This is a genomic window from Methyloversatilis discipulorum (assembly GCF_018780585.1).
In the GTDB taxonomy this organism is placed as follows: Bacteria; Pseudomonadota; Gammaproteobacteria; order Burkholderiales; family Rhodocyclaceae; genus Methyloversatilis; species Methyloversatilis discipulorum_B.
The window spans coordinates 13452-31878 of the sequence record NZ_JADMJL010000047.1 but is presented as its reverse complement, the minus strand read 5'-3'; the positions used below and the strand labels follow the sequence as shown (position 1 = coordinate 31878).

Annotated in this window: 20 protein-coding genes; 12 read left to right on the top strand and 8 right to left on the bottom strand. The window is 66.4% G+C overall.

All coding sequences use genetic code 11. From position 1 onward, the window contains the following. Positions 1-29 precede the first annotated feature (29 nt). Positions 30-728, top strand: a complete 699-nt coding sequence (locus tag IV112_RS18335) for an AbiV family abortive infection protein (protein WP_304005930.1) — start codon at positions 30-32, stop codon at positions 726-728. A 7-nt stretch (positions 729-735) separates the two neighbouring features. On the opposite strand, the gene ruvB is transcribed toward IV112_RS18335, so the two are convergent. The 3 genes from ruvB to IV112_RS18320 are packed head-to-tail and all read right to left on the bottom strand — an operon-like array spanning position 736 to position 3140. After that, positions 736-1803: a Holliday junction branch migration DNA helicase RuvB gene (gene ruvB / locus IV112_RS18330; protein WP_304005928.1), complete on the bottom strand. Its 1068-nt coding sequence runs from the start codon at positions 1801-1803 to the stop codon at positions 736-738. A gap of 4 nt (positions 1804-1807) precedes the next feature. Then, on the bottom strand, positions 1808-2497 hold the full coding sequence (locus IV112_RS18325; protein WP_304005926.1) for a pseudouridine synthase: 690 nt from the start codon (positions 2495-2497) through the stop codon (positions 1808-1810). 1 nt (position 2498) lies between these two features. After that, positions 2499-3140: an MBL fold metallo-hydrolase gene (locus IV112_RS18320; RefSeq protein ID WP_304005924.1), complete on the bottom strand. Its 642-nt coding sequence runs from the start codon at positions 3138-3140 to the stop codon at positions 2499-2501. Positions 3141-3280: 140 nt separating this feature from the next. On the opposite strand from IV112_RS18320, the gene IV112_RS18315 reads away from it, so the two are divergent. Beyond that, positions 3281-3985, top strand: coding sequence for a glutathione binding-like protein (locus IV112_RS18315; RefSeq protein WP_304005922.1), 705 nt, complete (start codon positions 3281-3283; stop codon positions 3983-3985). 61 nt (positions 3986-4046) lie between these two features. Continuing rightward, positions 4047-4253: a hypothetical protein gene (locus tag IV112_RS18310; protein WP_019915645.1), complete on the top strand. Its 207-nt coding sequence runs from the start codon at positions 4047-4049 to the stop codon at positions 4251-4253. Positions 4254-4453: 200 nt separating this feature from the next. On the opposite strand, the gene IV112_RS18305 is transcribed toward IV112_RS18310, so the two are convergent. From IV112_RS18305 to IV112_RS18290, 4 genes are all read right to left on the bottom strand, one after another. Beyond that, a complete protein-coding gene (locus IV112_RS18305) occupies positions 4454-4828 on the bottom strand; it encodes a YchJ family protein (protein ID WP_304005920.1) in 375 nt (124 codons plus the stop codon). Next, entirely contained in the window at positions 4828-5268 is a 441-nt protein-coding gene (locus tag IV112_RS18300) for a hypothetical protein (RefSeq protein WP_019915641.1), read from the bottom strand. Before IV112_RS18300 ends, IV112_RS18305 begins: the two co-directional genes overlap by 1 nt. A 113-nt stretch (positions 5269-5381) precedes the next feature. Continuing rightward, positions 5382-6320: a carbohydrate kinase family protein gene (locus tag IV112_RS18295; protein WP_304005916.1), complete on the bottom strand. Its 939-nt coding sequence runs from the start codon at positions 6318-6320 to the stop codon at positions 5382-5384. A 64-nt stretch (positions 6321-6384) separates the two neighbouring features. Continuing rightward, positions 6385-7620 carry a glycosyltransferase family 4 protein gene (locus IV112_RS18290; RefSeq protein ID WP_304005914.1) on the bottom strand — a complete coding sequence of 412 codons (1236 nt, stop codon included), beginning with the start codon at positions 7618-7620 and terminating at the stop codon, positions 6385-6387. Between the two features lie 140 nt (positions 7621-7760). Between IV112_RS18290 and IV112_RS18285 the strand changes: the two genes are divergently transcribed. Then, the gene (locus IV112_RS18285) at positions 7761-8252 is read left to right on the top strand and encodes a TlpA family protein disulfide reductase (protein ID WP_304005913.1); all 492 of its coding nucleotides are present in this window, start codon (positions 7761-7763) and stop codon (positions 8250-8252) included. A 24-nt stretch (positions 8253-8276) separates the two neighbouring features. After that, complete coding sequence (locus IV112_RS18280) at positions 8277-9374, top strand: transglutaminase-like domain-containing protein (RefSeq protein WP_304005911.1); 1098 nt, start codon at positions 8277-8279, stop codon at positions 9372-9374. Positions 9375-9440: 66 nt separating this feature from the next. Here IV112_RS18280 and IV112_RS18275 read toward each other — a convergent pair whose 3' ends face one another. Next, on the bottom strand, positions 9441-10025 hold the full coding sequence (locus IV112_RS18275) for a helix-turn-helix domain-containing protein (RefSeq protein ID WP_019915631.1): 585 nt from the start codon (positions 10023-10025) through the stop codon (positions 9441-9443). Positions 10026-10238: 213 nt separating this feature from the next. Between IV112_RS18275 and IV112_RS18270 the strand changes: the two genes are divergently transcribed. The 7 genes from IV112_RS18270 (at position 10239) to IV112_RS18240 (ending at position 18342) form a co-directional block, all read left to right on the top strand. After that, on the top strand, positions 10239-11480 hold the full coding sequence (locus IV112_RS18270; protein WP_024300675.1) for an FAD-dependent oxidoreductase: 1242 nt from the start codon (positions 10239-10241) through the stop codon (positions 11478-11480). A gap of 28 nt (positions 11481-11508) precedes the next feature. Beyond that, on the top strand, positions 11509-11766 hold the full coding sequence (locus IV112_RS18265; RefSeq protein ID WP_019915629.1) for a sarcosine oxidase subunit delta: 258 nt from the start codon (positions 11509-11511) through the stop codon (positions 11764-11766). Next, positions 11766-14663 carry a 2Fe-2S iron-sulfur cluster-binding protein gene (locus IV112_RS18260; RefSeq protein WP_304005905.1) on the top strand — a complete coding sequence of 966 codons (2898 nt, stop codon included), beginning with the start codon at positions 11766-11768 and terminating at the stop codon, positions 14661-14663. The genes IV112_RS18265 and IV112_RS18260 overlap by 1 nt, the downstream gene beginning before the upstream one ends. Continuing rightward, positions 14660-15334: a methylglutamate dehydrogenase gene (locus tag IV112_RS18255; RefSeq protein WP_304005903.1), complete on the top strand. Its 675-nt coding sequence runs from the start codon at positions 14660-14662 to the stop codon at positions 15332-15334. The genes IV112_RS18260 and IV112_RS18255 overlap by 4 nt, the downstream gene beginning before the upstream one ends. A gap of 73 nt (positions 15335-15407) precedes the next feature. Further along, positions 15408-16799 (top strand): type III glutamate--ammonia ligase, encoded by a 1392-nt coding sequence (gene glnT, locus IV112_RS18250; protein ID WP_304005901.1) that lies wholly within the window; start codon positions 15408-15410, stop codon positions 16797-16799. Next, complete coding sequence (locus IV112_RS18245; protein WP_020163141.1) at positions 16757-17665, top strand: class II glutamine amidotransferase; 909 nt, start codon at positions 16757-16759, stop codon at positions 17663-17665. Before glnT ends, IV112_RS18245 begins: the two co-directional genes overlap by 43 nt. Continuing rightward, positions 17653-18342, top strand: coding sequence for a protein glxC (locus tag IV112_RS18240; protein ID WP_019915621.1), 690 nt, complete (start codon positions 17653-17655; stop codon positions 18340-18342). The genes IV112_RS18245 and IV112_RS18240 overlap by 13 nt, the downstream gene beginning before the upstream one ends. The last annotated feature ends 85 nt before the right edge of the window (positions 18343-18427 follow it).

Below are 18427 nucleotides of genomic sequence, written 5' to 3'. Positions count from 1 at the left end.
ATGTCCATCTGCGTAACCGGAGCAAAGACGTGTCGTCCGCATCCTTCGCCACCATCCCCCTCAGTTCCCGTCTGCTGCGCACCATCCGCGACGTGGCCATCGACAACGCACGCCAGCTGCTGCACGAAGTGCCGCTGCTGCTGCGTCACCATCACCACGCGCGCGCCGCGCTGCTGGCCAGAGTGGCCATCGAGGAGGTGGGGCGCGCCGTCCAGGCCTTCGACGCGTTGGGCCGCAACGTGTCGGACGAGGCGGTGGCGATGCGGGTGAAGCTCAATTTCGAGGATTACGCGAAACGTCTCAACGCCGCGGTGTTCCCGCTGCTGCTCGAAGAACCGCAGCGGCGCGAGGAGGTGATGGCGCAGATCGACGATCTGATCGAGGCCGGCCAGAACCCGCGCGATCCGGCGCTCTACACCGGCGTCGATTCACTGACTGGCCGGGTCACCACGCCCAACGGTTCGATCGGCCCGGCGGCGGCGTCGCGCCGTGTCGCGCTGGCGAAGGACGTCTTCGCGCGCGGCGAAATGCTGGTGCTGTTCACGCCGCCCAAGCTGCGCACCCGCGACGAGGACCGCGCGTTCGCGCTGCGGCCGGGCGAACTGATCGCCGCCCGCCAGGGCGTCGAGGCGTGGGAGGTCTACATCGAGAACATCCGCGCCGGCGACGCGCGCTTCGATTCCGCGCTCGACGAAATGCGCCGCCGCACGACCGACGGCGAGCGCTGATCGGCGGTCAGCCCTCCGGTCGTTCGTCCCACAGCGAGGCGACCGCGGGGCCGGGTGCGTTGAACCCGAAATGGCGATAGATGGCCGCGGTGGCGATGCGGCCGCGTGGCGTGCGCTGCAGATAGCCCTGCTGGATCAGGTAGGGCTCCAGCACGTCCTCGATGGTGTCGCGCGATTCGCCGATGGCGGCGGCGAGGTTGTCCACGCCGACCGGGCCGCCGTCGAACTTGTCGATCACCGCTTCGAGCAGCTTGCGGTCCATCAGGTCCAGTCCGACGCTGTCCACGTCCAGCATGAGCAGTGCGGCATCGGCCACTTCGCGCGTGATGGTGCCGTCGGCTTTCACCTGCGCGTAGTCGCGACAGCGGCGCAGCAGGCGGTTGGCGATGCGCGGCGTGCCGCGCGAGCGGCGCGCGATTTCCAGACTGCCGGCGTCGTCGATCGCGCAGTCGAGCAGGCGCGCCGAGCGGCGCACGATGAGAGCCAGCTCGTCGGCCGAATAGAATTCCAGCCGGGCGACGATGCCGAAACGGTCGCGCAGCGGATTGGTGAGCATGCCGGCGCGCGTGGTGGCGCCGACCAGTGTGAACGGCGGCAGGTCGAGCTTGATCGAGCGCGCCGCCGGGCCTTCGCCGATCATGATGTCGATCTGGAAATCCTCCAGCGCCGGGTAGAGGATTTCCTCCACCACCGGGCTAAGGCGGTGGATCTCGTCGATGAACAGCACGTCGTTCGGTTCGAGGTTGCTCAGTATCGCCGCCAGATCGCCGGCGCGCTCCAGCACCGGGCCCGAGGTCTGGCGCAGATTGACGCCCATTTCCGCGGCAACGATGTGGGCCAGCGTGGTCTTGCCCAGGCCCGGCGGGCCGAACAGCAGCACGTGGTCCAGCGGCTCGCTGCGACCGCGGGCGGCGGCGACGAAAATGTCGAGCTGGTCGCGGATCTTCTGCTGGCCGATGTATTCGTCGAGTCGCTTCGGCCGCAGCGCGCGCTCCAGTGCGTCTTCCTGCGGGCCGGCGGGTGCTGCCGACACGATGCGCGGACCGCTGGGCAGGGAATCGGTCTGGATGGCCATGCGCTTACACCTCCGACGGGTCGATCCAGCGCCACTCGCCCGGCGCCAGATCGGCCGGCAGTTCCAGACGGCCGACCGCGACGCGGTGCAGCGTCTCGCAGCGGTTGCCGGCGGCGGCCACCATGCGCTTGACTTGGTGGTACTTGCCTTCGCCTATCGTGATCGACAGCTGGTTCGCAGCGATCTGTTCGACCGCGTGCGCGGCCACCGATACGCCGGGCGCGTCGTTCAGTTCGACGCCACCGCGCAGTGCGGCGAGCTGGCCGTCGTCGACCGGGTGCTTGGTGGTCGCGACATAGCGCTTCAGCACGCCGTGCTTGGGCGAGGTGAGCCTGTGAATGAACTGGCCGTCGTCGGTCAGCAGCAAGAGGCCGGTGGTGTCCTCGTCGAGCCGGCCGACGCACTGCACTGCGCGCATCACCAGTGGCGACGGCAGCAGCGTGAACACCGCCGGGTGGTGCTTGGGCTTCTGCGAGCATTCGTAGCCGGCCGGCTTGTGCAGCATCACGTAGGCCTTTTCGTGATAGCGCCAGGGCTGGCCGTTCACGGTGAATTCCAGGCCCTCTGGATCGAGTTCGACGAAGGGGTCGTCGATCATTTCACCACCGACGGTGACGCGTTCGAGGCGCACCAGCGCGCGGCATTCGCGACGGGTGCCGAAGCCCTGGCTCTGCAGGATGCGTTCGAGTTGCATATCAGTGGTTTCCGCCCACGTAGGGGTTGTACTTGCGTTCCTCGCCGAAGGTGGACATCGGGCCGTGGCCGGGGATGAAGCGGATGTCGTCACCGAGCGGGAACAGTTTTTCGCGGATGGAACGGATCAGGTCGCCGTGGTTGCCGCGCGGAAAATCGGTGCGGCCGATCGAGCCGGCGAACAGCACGTCGCCGACCTGGGCCAGACGGCCGGCGCGGTCGACGAACACCACGTGGCCCGGCGTGTGGCCGGGGCAGTGCACCACGTCCAGCGTCACCTTGCCCACGGTCACGGTGTCGCCGTCGGCCAGCCAGCGGGTCGGCACGAAGGGGCGACAGGGCGGAAAGCCGAACATCTGCGCCTGCACCGGGAAGCCGTCTATCCAGAACTTGTCGTCCGGATGCGGGCCTTCGATCGGCAGATCGAACTGTTCCGCCAGGTCCTGTGTCGCGCCGGCGTGATCGAGGTGGCCGTGGGTGATCAGGATCTTTTCCAGCGTGATGCCGTGGCGCTTCACCTCGGCCAGCACGCGGTCGAGATCGCCGCCCGGGTCGACGACGGCGCCCTTCATCGTTTCGTCGCACCACAGCAGGGTGCAGTTCTGGGCGAACGGGGTGACCGGGATGATGGCGTGCTGGAGCATGGGCGAGGCAGTTGCGAGAAAGCGACATTGTACGTGGCGGCGGTGCGCCATCCGACACGGCGGCTTACAGCTCGGGCAGACAGAAACCGCGGCGGCAGGGTAGGCTGGACGCGACGGCATTCATTCCGAGGCAGCGCATCGTGATCGATCTTCATTTCTGGCCGACACCGAACGGTTACAAGGTATTGATGTTCCTCGAAGAAGCGAACGTCGAGCACCGCATCGTGCCGGTCAATATCGGTGCCGGCGAGCAGTTCCGCCCCGAATTCCTGGCCATCTCGCCGAACAACCGCATGCCCGCCATCGTCGATCACGCACCGACCGACGGCGGGGCGCCGCTGTCGGTGTTCGAGTCCGGCGCCATCCTGCTGTATCTCGCGGAAAAGACGGGCAAGTTCCTGCCGGCCGAACTGCGTGCCCGGGTGCAGGCGCTCGAATGGCTGTTCTGGCAGGTCGGCGGCCTCGGGCCGATGGCCGGGCAGAATCACCATTTCGTCCAGTACGCGCCGGAGGCGATCGCCTACGCGATCAAGCGCTATGTCGACGAAACCGGCCGACTGTATGGCGTGCTGAACAAGCATCTGGCGGACCGCGCCTTCATCGCTGGCGACGACTACACGATCGCCGACATGGCGAGCTACCCGTGGGTGGTGCCGCACAAGCGCCAGCAGATGGATCTGGACGATTTTCCGCACCTGAAGCGCTGGTTCGAATCGATACGTGCCCGCACCGCCACCGTGCGCGCCTACGAGCGCGGCGCCCAGGTCAGCGACAAGCCGGTCGTGGACGAGCAGTCGCGCAAGCTGCTGTTCGGCCAGAACGCCGATACGGTGGCGAAGCAATGAGGCTGTGCTAGGCTGCAAAAGCCGTTCTCACCCTCGTCAGTGTTCCTTCGGGAGAAAGACAATGAGCACCGAAAAGCTGATCCACGACGCCGCCGACCAGTGCGACTGGGACCCCGACATGGTGGTCAGCGTACTCGCCGATTTCATCGACGAGTTCTGTGACCCGGACGATTTCAAGGCCTTCCTCGAAGCCCGCGTCGCCGAAGAGGCGGACGACGAGTACGAGGAAGATGAAGAGGACGAGGTCGCGAACGACGACGATTACTGAGCCGTTTCGGGCGGTCTTCTGCTCAGTGAGCCCTGTAGAGCGGTCTTCCGACCGCGACAGTGCGCATGAACGTGTGTTGCCGCGATGACAGGCGCAGTTGCGGTCGGAAGGCCGCTCCCCCAGGTGCGCAGGATCGTCGGGTTTTCAGCAGGACGGCAGCGCTGACCCCTGAATATGGAATCTCCGCCCGTCCGTTGCGCTCAGCGCGCGAAATCTCCATCGACGTAGTACCAGCGGCCGTTCTCCCGCACGAAACGGCTGTTTTCGTGCAGGCGGTGCGCCCGTCCGCCCAGCTTGCTGCGGGCGACGAATTCGACCGTGCCGCGATCGGCGTCCTGCAGCGCGCTACGCTTCACCTCCAGCCCGAGCCATTTCAGGCCAGGCTCGGGCGGCGGCAACGCAGCGGGGCGCGTCGTCGGGTGCCAGGTGGCCAGCAGGTACTCGCGCAGATCGAGTACGAAGGCGCTGTAGCGCGAGCGCATCAGCGCCTCCGGTGTCGGTGCCGGTTCGCCGGCATGGAAGCGCGCGCAGCAGGCGTCCGCCGCGCGGCCGCTGCCGCACACGCAGACCGGCATCAGTAACGGCTGACCCGCGTATTGCCGCTGGAGCCGACCAGTTTCACGCGGTCGCCCGGGTTGAACTTCTCGTCGCCTTCCTGCACCACGGCGATCACGTTGCCGCTGTCCAGACGTATCGTGATTTCCTGACCGGATCGGCGGGTCGCGCCTTCCTCGATCAATGCACCGGCGACGCCGCCGACCACTGCGCCGGCGATGGCGCCTGCGGTCGAACCGCGTCCACCGGCCAGACCGCCGATGGCGGCACCGCTGGCGGTGCCGACGTGTGACTTGGTGCCTTCGATGGTGACCGCGCGCACGGCTTCTACCGTACCCATGCGTACCGACATTTCGCGCCGCGCCTGATCGCGCGAATAGGTGTCACCGGACAGGCTGGACTGGCAGCCGGCCAGCACCAGGCCGGCCATCATCAGCGCGGCAAGCGCCAAGCGATTCATTTCATCTCTCCGTCGGATCGCTGCCGGCACGATGCCGGCAAACCACCTCATTTAACGCGCCGGCAATGAACCGGCGATGCTGCAATCGTGAGCAGTTGTTTCCGTGCGCCGGGTCAGAAATCGAGCGTGCTGCCATAGGTGGCACGGAAGCGGCGCTCGATCTCGGTACGCGTCGGCGCGTGGTTCTGACCGCCGCGGCTGGCGATCTTGATCGCCCCCATCACCGACGCCAGGCGGGCCGACGACACGACATCCGCGCCGCGCGACAGACCGTACAGCAGACCGCCGCGATAGGCGTCGCCGCAGCCGGTCGGGTCGAGCAACGCGTCAGCCGGTACGCAGGCCACTTCGGTCACCGTGCCGCCGTGATAGACGCGCGAACCTTCGCCGCCGCGGGTGACGATCAGCGCGTCGACGCGCTCGGCGATCTGCGCTTCGCTGAGGCCGGTGCGGTCGCACAGCATGCGCGCCTCGTAATCATTGACCGTGCACCAGGTCGCCAGTTCGAGGAAGTGCAGCAGGTCGTCGCCGTTGAACATCGGCATGCCCTGACCCGGATCGAACACGAAGGGGATGCCGGCGTCGGCGAACTGCTGCGCGTGCGTCACCATGCCGTCGCGGCCGTCGGGCGCGACGATGCCCAGTTTCACGCCCTGCGCGTCGCCGACCCGGTTCTCGTGCGAAAAGCTCATCGCGCCCGGATGGAAGGCGGTGATCTGGTTGTCGTCGAGGTCGGTGGTGATGAAGCACTGCGCGGTGAAGGCGTCATCGACGCGGCGCACGTGGGTGACCGGGATGCCGAGCGCCGCGAAGCGCTCGAAATAGGGGCCGGCGTCCTGACCGACGGTGGCCATCATCAGCGGTTCGCCGCCCAGCAGCTTCAGGTTGTAGGCGATGTTGCCGGCGCAGCCGCCGAATTCGCGCCGCATGTCCGGCACCAGGAAGGACACGTTCAGGATGTGGATCTGGTCCGGCAGGATGTGGTGCTTGAAGCGGTCCGGAAAGACCATGATGTTGTCGTAGGCAATGGAGCCGCAGATGAGGACGGACATGGAGGGCGTGCCGGTAGCGGGAAAACCGCGAGTATACGGCGCCCGGAGCGGCACCGGCAGGCCTTCAGAAGGCGTCGTCGCGTGCCCGGCGCAGCGTTTCGGCGCTGCTGACGGCGTTGCGCAGCCGGCGGGCGAAGGTGTCCGCGACGCTGTTCCAGTCCAGCTGCTCGACGCTGCGTCGTGCGCCGGTCGCCATCGCGTCGCGCAGCGCGTTGTCGCGGCCGGCGCGCAAGGTCTGTTCGATGAAGGACGCTTCGTCGCCCGGTGGCGCCAGCAGGCCATTGCGGCCGGGTTCTATCAGTTCGGCCGCGGCCGCCTGGGCGTAGCTCACCACCGGCAGGCCGCTGGCCAGCGCTTCGGTCAACACGTTGCCGAAGGTTTCGGTCAGGCTGCCGAACAGGAACAGGTCGGCGCTGGCGTAGTGAGTGGCCAGATCCTCGCCGCTGCGCATGCCGGCGAACAGGTGGTGCGGATACTGCTGCGCCAGCGTTTCGCGCGCCGGTCCGTCGCCGACCCACAGCATGCGTGCGTCCGGCCGCTCGCGGCGCAGCGCCTCGAACGCACGGGCGACCAGGTCGAGGTTCTTCTCCGGGGCCAGGCGGCTGACGAAGGCGATCACGAGCTCGTCCGCGCCGACCCCCCAGGCTGCGCGCAGCGCCTTGCTGCGACGCGACGGCGAGAACAGCGCGGTATCGACGCCGCGCGACACGACTTCGATATTGCGGTAGCCGCAGTTGGTCAGCTGCGCCTGCAACGCCTGCGTCGGTACGAAGGTGGCGTGACCGAGGTTGTGGAAGCGGCGCAGGTAGGCGGCGATCGGCCGTTTCAGCCAGCGGATGCCGTAGTGCGCACTGTAGGCGTCGAAATTGGTGCGGAAGTCGCTGGTCACCGGCAGCTTGAGCTTGCGCGCCGCCGCCATCGCCGACCAGCCGAGCGGGCCTTCGGTGACGAGATGCACCAGGTCGGGACGCTCCAGCGTCCATAGCCGGGCGAGCTTCTGCTTGGCCGGCAGGCCGACGCGCAGGCTGCCGTACTTCGGAATCGGTACGCCGCGCGCCAGCACCTCGCGCAGCGGGCCGTCGCGCAGTGGTGCGTCGGTCGCATGCTGTTTCGGCCGGATCAGCTGCACCCGGTGGCCGCGCGCGAGCAGGCCGTCCACCATGCGCTTCAGACTCATCGCCACGCCATTGACCTCGGGCGGCCAGGTCTCGGTCACGACGGCAATGCGCAATGCCTCGTCCGCCGCCTGCAGGCGTTCGACGGTGAAGGCGATGTCGGTGCGGGGATCGTCGCGACGCATGTGGACAGTGTCATCGCGGCCCAATGCAGGCCGGTGACGGGGTGGTGACAGCGGCGTGACAGTGGCCGCGCGAGCCGAACGGATGAAATGAGTACCGGCTGCCACTACACTGCGCGCTTCGACTCATCCTTTGTGCGCACATGTTTCCGTCCGTTCTGCGTGCCGGCCGTCTGACGGCCTGCCTGCTGGCGCTGTGCTCGGCGCCGTTCTGTGCGGCCGCCTTGACGCTGGTCGAGCCGACGGCATTGCCGCAGAGCGGCGACGCGAACCTTGCCACGCGGCTCGCGTCATACGCCGGTCGTCCGGTGCTGGTCAATTTCTGGGCGTCGTGGTGCGAACCCTGTCGCGAGGAAATGCCGGCGCTGCAGGCGCTCGCGGACAGGGGTGTCGTGGTGCTGACGATTGCCGTCGCCGACCGCGACGCCGATGCCCGCCGCTTCCTCGATCAGGCCGGTGTCGCACTGCCGCTGCTGTTCGACCGCGAGCAGCGCATCAGCAAGGCGTGGGGTGTGCGCCTGCTGCCCTACACCGTGGTGCTCGATGGCCGGCATCGCGTGGTGGCGCGTGCGCAGGGCGTTGTCGACTGGAACGCAACGGCGGTGCGCGAACAGCTGCAGCGCCTGATGCGCTGATTGAATTTCGTCTGGAGAATGTCCATGGATCGTCGTCGTTTCATTCACGCCAGTGCGCTGGCCGGCCTGTCGGCCTCACTGCCCGGCGCACTGCGCGCCGCCCCGGCCGGCTTCGATCCGTCGCCAGCGAGTGGCTGGCGCACCTACGAGGTGGTGACCCGGGTGACGCCGGTGGCCAGTGATCAGGCGGTAACGGTGTGGATTCCGCTGCCGTCGCTGAACAACGACGACTGGATCCGCACGCTGGGCAACGAGTGGAACGGCAATGCCGCGCGCGCCGGTGTGGCCGAGGACACGGTCTATGGCGCACGCATGCTGGTCGCGCAGTGGAATGCCGGGCAGGCCGCGCCGGAAATCGAGGTGGTCAGTCGCTTCGCCACTCGCGACCGCGCGATCGATTTCGCTGCGTCGAATGCCGTGCCGCCGCTCGACGCCGCCGAGCGGCGGCTGTTCACGCAGCCGACCGAACTGCTGCCGACCGACGGCATCGTGCTCGATACCGCGCAGAAGGCAACGCGCGGCGCGAAGACCGACACCGATCGCGCCCGTGCGCTATACGAATGGATCTGCGACAACACCGAGCGCAATCCGAAGACGCGCGGTTGCGGCCTGGGTGATATCCGCAGCATGCTGGAAAGCGGCAACCTGTCGGGCAAGTGCGCCGACCTGAATGCACTGTTCGTCGGCCTCGCCCGCTCGGTCGGACTGCCGGCGCGCGATGTCTATGGCATTCGCGTTGCGGATTCGAAGTTCGGCTACAAGAGCCTGGGCAAGAGCGGCGACATCACGAAGGCGCAGCACTGCCGCGCCGAGGTGTGGCTGGCCGCTTACGGATGGGTACCGGTCGATCCGGCCGACGTGCGCAAGGTGGTGCTGGAAGAGCGTCCGGGGCTGACGCTGAAGGACGACGTCGTCGTCGCCGCGCGGAACAAGCTGTTCGGCGCGTGGGAGATGAACTGGCTGGCCTACAACGTCGCGCACGACATCGCACTGCCGGGGTCGAACGGCGCCGCCGTGCCCTTCCTGATGTACCCGCAGGGCGAAACCGCTGCCGGTCGCTTGGACAGCCTCGACCCGGCCGGTTTCAGCTACACCATCACTTCACGAGAAGTCGCCGTCTGAGGTCAGGGCTTCAAGGCGTCGGGGGCCGCACCAGCCCCTGACCCCTAGCCCCCAGCCCCTACCCGCTTACTCATGCCCGGCTTCCGGGTAGATCGTGATCGACAGGAAGCGGATGGGCACCTTGGTCAGCTTTTCCGGGCCGTGCGGCACGTTGCCGTCGAAGGTGAGCGCGTCGCCCGGCTGCAGGTCGTACACCGTCTTGCCGTGCCGGTACTCGATGCGGCCTTCCAGCATGTAGATGAATTCCGTGCCCGGATGTTCGAACACCGGGAAGGTTTCGCTTTCCTGCTCGATCGTGATCAGGAAGGGCTCGAACAGCTTGGTCGGGCCCTGGTGATAGGACAGCAGGTGGTAGGTGTGACCGCTGCGTGTGCCGCGGCGGGCCACTTCCATGCTCTCGCCAGCCTTGATCAGCTGCGCGCCGCCGCCCTCCGTCTCGTAGTTCTTGAACAGCGCCGACAGCGACACGCCGAGCGCGCGCGCGATGCGTGACAGCGCGTCGAGACTGGTGGCGGTCTGACCGTTCTCGATGCGCGACAGCATGCCGCGGCTGATGTCGGCGCGCTCCGAAATATCGGCAATCGTCAGGCCGTGCGCCCGGCGCAGCTCCCGGATGGTGTTTCCGAGGTAGCGCTCCAGCTCCCCTTCCATGACGCCGTCTTGTGTACTCATTGCTTTTCCGCCTCCAGACTGGGCCTCTACCTGTCCCTTGTGACCGTTATCTTACACGCGGGGTTTCATAAGAAGAATTTAAGTTGACTTGGGTACAAAAAGGTTCATGATTCGAAAAAAAGTTGCTTCACCCGAAACACGCTGCATTGCAGCAGAAGCGACACCCTTTCAGTCTGGACTACAGGAAAGCACATGCCCTGGCGCCTATTGCGATTCGGTCTGTCGAAGTCCCATCCGGAACCCCGGATGTTTACGGCTCACGACAAGCTCAAGCCCTCGTACGACGTGGTGATCATCGGCGGGGGTGGCCACGGCCTCTCCAGCGCCTACTACCTCGCCCGTGATCACGGCATCACCAACGTGGCGGTGCTCGAAAAGGGCTATATCGGTGGCGGCAACACCGGCCGCAACACCACCATCATCCGCTCGAACTACCTGACGCCCGAAGGCGTCAAGTTCTACGACAAGTCGGTCCAGCTGTGGCAGGACCTGTCGACCGAGTTCGATCTCAACCTCTTCTACTCGACGCGCGGCCACTTCACGCTGGCCCACACCGACTCCGCGATGCGCACGATGCGCTGGCGCGCCGAGGTGAACAAGCACTATGGCATCGCGTCCGAAGTGGTCGGCCCGGAAGAGGTGAAGCGCCAGACCCCGCAGATCGACCTGTCCTGTGGCGGTCATGCGCCGATCCAGGGCGCGCTGTACCACGCGCCGGGTGCCGTGGCCCGCCACGACGCGGTGGCCTGGGGTTACGGTCGCGGCGCCGACATGCGCGGTGCGGAAATCCACCAGCAGACCGCAGTCACCGGCATCGAGGTCAAGGGCGGCAAGGTGGTCGGAGTACACACCACCAAGGGTTTCATCTCGACCAACAAGGTCATCTGTGCGGTCGCCGGCTTCACGCCGCGCATCACCGACATGGTGGGCTTCAAGACGCCGATCTTCGTGCATCCGCTGCAGGCCATGGTGAGCGAGCCGATGAAGCCCTGGCTCGACACCATCCTGGTGTCCGGCAGCCTGCACATCTATGTCAGCCAGAGCGCCCGCGGCGAACTGGTGATGGGCGCCTCGCTCGATCCGTACGAAGTGCAATCGACGCGCTCGACGCTGGACTTCCCGGAAGGCCTCGCCGCTCACCTGCTCGACATGTTCCCCTTCCTGTCCCATTCCAAAGTGGTGCGCCAGTGGGCCGGCATGGCCGATATGACACCGGACTTCGCGCCCATCATGGGTCTGACACCGGTCGAAGGTTTCTACCTCGATTCCGGCTGGGGTACCTGGGGCTTCAAGGCGACGCCGGTCTGCGGCAAGACCATGGCCTGGACCGCCGTCAATGACAAGCCGCATGAGCTGATCACCGGCTTCTCGCTCGACCGCTTCCGCAACTACTCGCTGACCGGCGAGAAGGGTGCGGCGAGCGTGGGTCACTGAGCGCCGAACAGAGAGCGGAGACGACGACATGAAACTGATGACCTGTCCGATGAACGGCACGCGTCCGATTTCGGAGTTCGCCTACTGGGGCGAAATCCGTCCGGCACCCGACGCCGACACCTGCACCGACGAGCAGTGGGCCGACTACGTGTTCAACCGCAACGGCGCACCCGGCGTGAAGAAGGAATGGTGGTGCCACACGCCGTCGAACACCTGGTTCATCGCCGAGCGCGATACCGAAAAGGACAAGGTGCTGCGCACCTATCTGCATGGAGAAGACAAGTGATGCGCCTGCCCGCAATGCCCGACGAGTGGCTCGATCGCAGCCGCACTGTCCGGTTCCGTTTTGAAGGTCGCGCCTTTGAAGGCGTCGCCGGCGACAGCATCGCCAGCGCGCTGTGGGCGGCCGGTCAGCGCACCCAGGGCCGCAGCTTCAAGTACCACCGTGTGCGCGGCATCCTGTCCGCCGCCAATCACGACGTGAACGTGATGGTGCAGGACGGCCAGAAGCTGAACACCCGCGGCGACGTGGTCGCCGTGCGCGAGGGCATGGACCTGACCGCGGTGAACACCTTCGGCGGTCTGGCCAAGGACCGCGCGCGTCACCTCGGCATGTTCGCCCGCTTCCTGCCGGTCGGCTTCTATTACAAGGCCTTCCACAACAAGCGCCTGTTCCCGATGTGGGAGCGCGTGTTCCGCCGCATCACCGGCCTCGGCGTGGTCGACTTCTCGACGCCGCACATCCGTACCGCCAAGCGCTACGACTTCTGCGACGTGCTGGTGATCGGCGCCGGTCCGTCCGGCCTGTCGGCCGCGCTGTCGGCCGCCGATGCCGGCGCCCGCGTCGTGATTTGTGACGAGAACGCCCGCGCCGGCGGGAGTGGCCTCTATCAGCTCGGCGGCGATGCCGTCCGCCGTCAGCACACCCGCTCACTGCTCGACAAGGTGAAGGCGCACGCCAACATCCGTCTGCTCGAGGGCACCTACGCCGGTGCCTACTACGCCGACCAGTGGGTGCCGCTGATCGATGCCGACAAGATGACGAAGATGCGCGCCAAGGCGGTCATCGTCGCCAGTGGTGCCTTCGAACAGCCGGCGGTGTTCCGCAACAACGACCTGCCGGGCGTCATGAACGGCTCGGCGATGCAGCGCCTGATCTACCGCTACGCGGTGAAGCCGGCGGGCAATGCCGTCGTGCTGGCGGCCAACGCCGACGGCTACCGCGTCGCGCTCGACCTGATCGCTGCGGGCGCCAGCGTTGCCGCCGTGCTCGACATGCGTGCCAGCGTGCCGCCGTCGGCACAGGCCGACGCACTGCGCGCCAAGGGTGTCGAAATCCTCGCTGGCCACGCCGTCTATGAGGCGCACGCCGACGGCAAGGGCGAACTGGCCGGCATTACCGCCTGCCGCATCGACGGCTCGGGCCGCGTGGTGTCGGGTTCGCAGCGTCGCATCGCCTGTGATGGTCTGGCCATGAGCACCGGCTGGGCGCCGGCAGCCAACCTGCTGTACCAGGCCGGCACCAAGATGCGCTTCGACGAACTGCTGCAGCAGTTCGTGCCGGACCAGCTGCCGGAAGGCGTGTTCGCCTGTGGTCGCGTCAATGGCGTGTTCAAGCTGGAATCGCGCATCGCCGACGGACAGCGCGCTGGCCTGGCCGCCGCCGCGCACGCCGGTCACGGCAGCGCTGCCCAGGTCGATGTGCCGCCCGAAACCGAATCGCCGTCGCACGCCTGGCCCATCGTCGCCCATCCGGACGGCAAGAACTTCGTCGATTTCGACGAAGACCTGCAGGTGAAGGACTTCGAGAACGCGGTGCAGGAAGGCTATGACAACATCGAGCTGCTGAAGCGCTTCTCGACCGTCGGCATGGGCCCCAGCCAGGGCAAGCACTCGAACATGACGGCGCTGCGCATCCTGGCACGCCTGACCGGCAAGTCGCCGCAGCAGGTCGGCACCACGACCGCGCGTCCGTTCTTCCATCCGGTGCCGCTGTCGCATCTGGCCGGTCGCGGCTTCAGCCCGCAGCGTCACTCGCCGCTGCACGGCCGTCACGCCGCGCTCGGTGCGGTGTTCATGCAGGCCGGCGCGTGGGAGCGTCCGGAGTACTACGCGGTCGAGGGCAAGTCGCGCATCGACTGTATCCGTGAAGAAGCGCGCCGCGTGCGCACCGCCGTCGCGCTGATCGACGTCGGCACGCTGGGCAAGCTGGAAATCCGCGGTCCGCAGGCGGCAGAGTTCCTGAACCGCTGCTACACCGGCCGCTACGACAACATGAAGGTGGGCGCCACGCGCTACGCCGTCATGTGCGACGAGTCCGGCGTGCTGAGCGACGAAGGCGTGGTGGCGCGCATCGCCGAGGACGTCTTCTACTTCACGACCACCAGCTCGGGCGCGGCCACCGTCTATCGCGAACTGTCGCGCCTGAACATCGAGTGGAAGCTGGACTGCGGCCTGATCAACCTGACCGGCTCGTACTCGGCGATGAACCTCGCCGGCCCGGCCTCGCGCAAGGTGCTGGCGCAGCTGACCGACATGGACCTGTCGTCGGCTGCCTTCCCCTACCTGGCGGTGCGCAGCGGCAGCGTCGCCGGCATCCCGGTGCGCATGATGCGCGTCGGTTTCGTCGGCGAATGGGGCTATGAAATCCACGTGCCGGCCGAATACGGCCCGACCCTGTGGGACGCGCTGATGAAGGCGGGTGAAGGCGCGGGCATCGGTCCTTTCGGTGTCGAGGCCCAGCGTCTGCTGCGCCTGGAAAAGGGCCATCTGATCGTGAGCCAGGACACCGACGGCCTGACCAACCCGTTCGAGGTCGGCATGGACTGGGCGGTCAAGCTCGACAAGCCCTTCTTCACCGGCAAGCGCTCGCTGCAGATCGTCAAGAAGATGCCGCTCAAGCGCAAGCTGGTCGGCTTCCGCTTGGCCGAGAACTACAGCGGCGAAGTGCCCAAGGAATGCCACCTGATCATCGAGAACGGTGACATCGCCGGCCGCGTGACCAGCATTTCGTGGAGCCCGCACGTCGGTCGCTACATCGGTCTGGCCTTCGTGCTGCCCAGCATGACCGAGCCGGGTACGCCGTTCTCGATCCGCATCACCGACGGCAGCATGGTCGCGGCCGAGGTTTGCAGCACGCCCTTCTTCGACCCGAAAGACGAACGCCAGAAGGAAATCGAATGAACGCCCCCTTCGCCCCTACTCGCATCAGTCCGCTGTTCGACGAACAGGCGCCGCACGCGGCGAAGTGGACCCAGGTCGAGACGATGCAGAGCGTCGCCGCCTACGGTTCGGCCGACGCAGCACGTGTGCCGCTGGCCGGTATCGGCGACCTGTCGTTCCGCCGCCGTGCCGGCGTCAAGGGACCGGGCGCCGCCGCCTGGCTCAACGCGCTCGGCATCGCCACGCCGGAACGGCCGAACAGCTATCTGCGCCTCGATGACGGCACGCTGGTGCTGCGCATGGGCAATACCGAGTTCCTGGTCGAGGACGTCGCCGGCGGCAGTCGCGCCGCCACGATGCTCGCCACCGCGCCGAGCGCTGGCGTCTATCCGGTGCCGCGCTACGACGCCGCGCTGGTGATTACCGGCCGCAACGCGATCGAACTGACCCGCCAGACCTGCGCCTTCGATTTCGCCAGTCTCTCGCCGAGTGCGCAGGCGCTGGTAATGACCTCGATGGTCGGCGTCGGCGTCACCGCGATTGCACTCGACGGCGCGGACGGTACGTATTTCCGCCTGTGGTGTGACGGCACCTACGGCGGCTATCTGTGGGCCACGCTGGTCGAGGTGGCTGCGGATCTCGGAGGTGGAGCAGTCGGCCTCGATGCACTGGGGCGGGTTGCACAGCAATAACAAGCAAAGAGCGCGTCATCGAAGCTGACGCAAATCAGTGGGATCAGAGCCGTTTAGACAGGGAGGGAATGTGATGTCACACAGCGAAGCACAGCAGTTCCTGAAGGAAAACGAGGTCAAGTACATCCTCGCGCAGTTCGTGGATATCCACGGTTCGGCCAAGACGAAGTCGGTGCCGGCCGAGCACTACAAGACCGTGGTCACGGATGGCGCCGGATTCGCGGGCTTCGCGATCTGGGGCATGGGCATGACGCCCAATGTCGATGCCGACTACATGGCGGTCGGTGATCCTTCCACGCTGTCGCTGGTGCCCTGGCAACCGGGTTACGCGCGCATCGCCTGTGACGGTCACACCCACGGCAAGCCTCACGAGTACGACACCCGCGTGGTGCTGAAGAAGCAGCTGGAGCAGATCACCGCCCGTGGCTGGACCTTCTACACCGGCATGGAGCCGGAGTTCTCGCTGCTGCGCAAGGTCGAAGGAAAGATCCTGCCGGCCGACCCGGGCGACACGCTGTCCAAGCCCTGTTACGACTACAAGGGGCTGTCGCGTGCCCGCGTCTTCCTTGAGCGTCTTTCCGAATCGTTGCGCGCGGTCGGCATCGACGTCTACCAGATCGACCACGAAGACGCGAACGGCCAGTTCGAGATCAACTACACCTTCACCGACGCGCTGACCTCCTGCGACCACTACACCTTCTTCAAGATGGGTGCCGCCGAGATCGCCGCCGAACTGGGCCTGATCTGTTCCTTCATGCCGAAGCCGTTCTCGAACCGTCCGGGCAACGGCCTGCACATACACATGAGCATCGGCGACGGCAAGCGCAACCTGTTCGAGGACAAGTCGGACAAGAACGGCCTCGCCCTGTCCAAGCTGGCCTACCATTGGACTGCCGGCCTGCTCAAGCACGCGCCGGCGCTGGCCGCTCTGTGCTGCCCGACCGTCAATTCATACAAGCGTCTGGTGGTCGGCCGCTCGCTGACTGGCACCACCTGGGCACCGGCCTACATCTGCTACGGTGGCAACAACCGCAGCGGCATGATCCGCAGCCCGGGCGGCCGCCTGGAACTGCGCCTGCCGGACGCGTCCTGCAATGCTTACCTCGCGACGGCCGCGGTCATCGCCGCCGGCATGGACGGGGTGAACAACGAGCTCGATCCGGGCGCGCCGAACAACGACAACCTGTACGACTACAGCCAGGCCCAGCTCGATGCGGCCGGCATCCGCGTACTGCCGCAGAACCTGCATGAGGCGCTGGTGGCGCTCGAGAAGGACGAAGTGATCCGTGCCGCACTCGGTCCGGTCGTCGATGAGTTCCTGCGCCTCAAGCATATGGAGTGGGTCGAGTACATGCGTCACGTTTCCGATTGGGAAGTGAGCAGCTACCTCAGAATTCTTCTGATCATCCCCGGAGAACTGTTATGTGTGGAATCGTGGGTTTGCTGGTCAAGACACCGGCATTGAAGGAACGCCTGGGCGAACTGATGGTGCCCATGCTGATCGGCATGACCGAGCGTGGTCCGGACTCGGCGGGTCTGGCCGTGTTCGGCGACACGCTGGCTGAGAACTCGCGCAAGCTGAGCCTGTACTCGGGCCTCACCGACGACGGTGCGGACTTCAACTGGCACGGCCTGACGCATGCGCTGAAGGAACACCTCGATGTCGATGCGCACATCGACGTCAAGCACAACCACGCGGTGCTGTCCTTCGCCGTGTCGCCGGAACTGGTCAAGCGCTGGCTGCGCGAGAACCATCCGAAGCTGCACATCCTGAGCACCGGTCGCACCATCGACCTGTACAAGGACATCGGCACGCCGGCCCAGGTGGCCGACCGCTACGACTTCAAGTCGATGAAGGGTTCGCACCTGGTGGGCCACACCCGCATGGCGACCGAGTCGGCGGTGACGCCGGATCGCGCACACCCCTTCACCGCCGGCGAAGACTTCTGCCTGGTGCACAACGGTTCGCTGTCGAACCCGAACTCGATCCGCCGCAAGCTCACGCCGGCCGGCATCCACTTCGAAACCGACAACGACACCGAAGCGGCGTGCCGCTTCCTCGAATGGCGTCTGCGTGAAGGCGACGACCTGGAAGTCGCGCTGCAGAAGGGCTTCGACGAACTGGACGGCTTCTTCACCTTCCTGATGGGTACGCCGGACAAGCTCGCGCTGATCCGCGACCCCTTCGCCTGCAAGCCCGCTGTTGTGGCCGAAACCGACGACTACGTCGCAATCGCGTCGGAGTTCCGTTCGCTGGCCCACCTGCCTGGCGTCAAGCACGCCAACGTGTTCGAACCCGCGCCCGAGGAGATGTACGTATGGAACGCATGACCTTTGATCTCGCCAGCTCGTCGCTGACCGAGATGAACACCTTCCTGCACAAGGGTCTTGAGGAGGGCGACAAGCGCCACATTTCGGTGCTGAACCCGGACGGCGCGCACAACATCGCAGTCGGCCTGAACCAGCCGGTCACGGTCGAGGTGCATGGTCATGCGGGTTACTACGCCGCCGGCATGAACAAGCACGCCCGCGTCGTCATCCACGGCAGCGCCGGCACCGGCGTGGCCGAGAACATGATGAGCGGCACCGTGCATGTGAAGGGTTTCGCCTCGAACGGCGCCGGCGCCACCGCCCACGGCGGTCTGCTGGTGATCGACGGTGACGCCGGCCTGCGCTGCGGCATTTCGCTGAAGGGCGGCGACATCGTCGTCGGCGGCAGCGTCGGCAGCTTCTCGGGCTTCATGGCCCAGGCCGGCCACATGGTCATCTGTGGCGACGCCGGCGACGCGCTCGGCGACTCGCTGTACGAAGCGGTCATCTACCTGCGCGGCAACGTCAAGTCGCTCGGTGCCGATGCACGTTTCGAGGACATGACCGACGCCGACTACGCGACGCTGGCCGAACTGCTGTCCAAGGCCGGTCTCGAGCACGACCCGAAGAGCTTCAAGCGCATCGCTTCCGCGCGTTCCCTGTACCACTGGAACGCCGACGCGAACCAGGAGTATTGACCCACACGGAGCGGCGATGCCGCTCCGGGCCCCGAGGGGCGGCGAGGAAGCTTGGGACGACCCGGTGCTTCCTCCGGTGCAGACA

Excerpts from the sequence above, each read along its gene's own strand:
- IV112_RS18280 (WP_304005911.1), top strand. The coding sequence starts at position 8,277 with ATGGATCGTCGTCGTTTCATTCACGCCAGTGCGCTGGCCGGCCTGTCG.
- IV112_RS18320 (WP_304005924.1), bottom strand. The coding sequence starts at position 3,140 with ATGCTCCAGCACGCCATCATCCCGGTCACCCCGTTCGCCCAGAACTGC.
- ruvB (WP_304005928.1), bottom strand. The coding sequence starts at position 1,803 with ATGGCCATCCAGACCGATTCCCTGCCCAGCGGTCCGCGCATCGTGTCG.
- IV112_RS18265 (WP_019915629.1), top strand. The coding sequence starts at position 11,509 with ATGAAACTGATGACCTGTCCGATGAACGGCACGCGTCCGATTTCGGAG.
- IV112_RS18300 (WP_019915641.1), bottom strand. The coding sequence starts at position 5,268 with ATGAATCGCTTGGCGCTTGCCGCGCTGATGATGGCCGGCCTGGTGCTG.
- IV112_RS18255 (WP_304005903.1), top strand. The coding sequence starts at position 14,660 with ATGAACGCCCCCTTCGCCCCTACTCGCATCAGTCCGCTGTTCGACGAA.
- IV112_RS18275 (WP_019915631.1), bottom strand. The coding sequence starts at position 10,025 with ATGGAAGGGGAGCTGGAGCGCTACCTCGGAAACACCATCCGGGAGCTG.
- IV112_RS18305 (WP_304005920.1), bottom strand. The coding sequence starts at position 4,828 with ATGCCGGTCTGCGTGTGCGGCAGCGGCCGCGCGGCGGACGCCTGCTGC.
- IV112_RS18295 (WP_304005916.1), bottom strand. The coding sequence starts at position 6,320 with ATGTCCGTCCTCATCTGCGGCTCCATTGCCTACGACAACATCATGGTC.
- IV112_RS18325 (WP_304005926.1), bottom strand. The coding sequence starts at position 2,497 with ATGCAACTCGAACGCATCCTGCAGAGCCAGGGCTTCGGCACCCGTCGC.
- IV112_RS18310 (WP_019915645.1), top strand. The coding sequence starts at position 4,047 with ATGAGCACCGAAAAGCTGATCCACGACGCCGCCGACCAGTGCGACTGG.
- IV112_RS18245 (WP_020163141.1), top strand. The coding sequence starts at position 16,757 with ATGTGTGGAATCGTGGGTTTGCTGGTCAAGACACCGGCATTGAAGGAA.
- IV112_RS18270 (WP_024300675.1), top strand. The coding sequence starts at position 10,239 with ATGCCCTGGCGCCTATTGCGATTCGGTCTGTCGAAGTCCCATCCGGAA.
- IV112_RS18240 (WP_019915621.1), top strand. The coding sequence starts at position 17,653 with ATGGAACGCATGACCTTTGATCTCGCCAGCTCGTCGCTGACCGAGATG.
- IV112_RS18260 (WP_304005905.1), top strand. The coding sequence starts at position 11,766 with ATGCGCCTGCCCGCAATGCCCGACGAGTGGCTCGATCGCAGCCGCACT.
- IV112_RS18285 (WP_304005913.1), top strand. The coding sequence starts at position 7,761 with ATGTTTCCGTCCGTTCTGCGTGCCGGCCGTCTGACGGCCTGCCTGCTG.
- glnT (WP_304005901.1), top strand. The coding sequence starts at position 15,408 with ATGTCACACAGCGAAGCACAGCAGTTCCTGAAGGAAAACGAGGTCAAG.
- IV112_RS18290 (WP_304005914.1), bottom strand. The coding sequence starts at position 7,620 with ATGCGTCGCGACGATCCCCGCACCGACATCGCCTTCACCGTCGAACGC.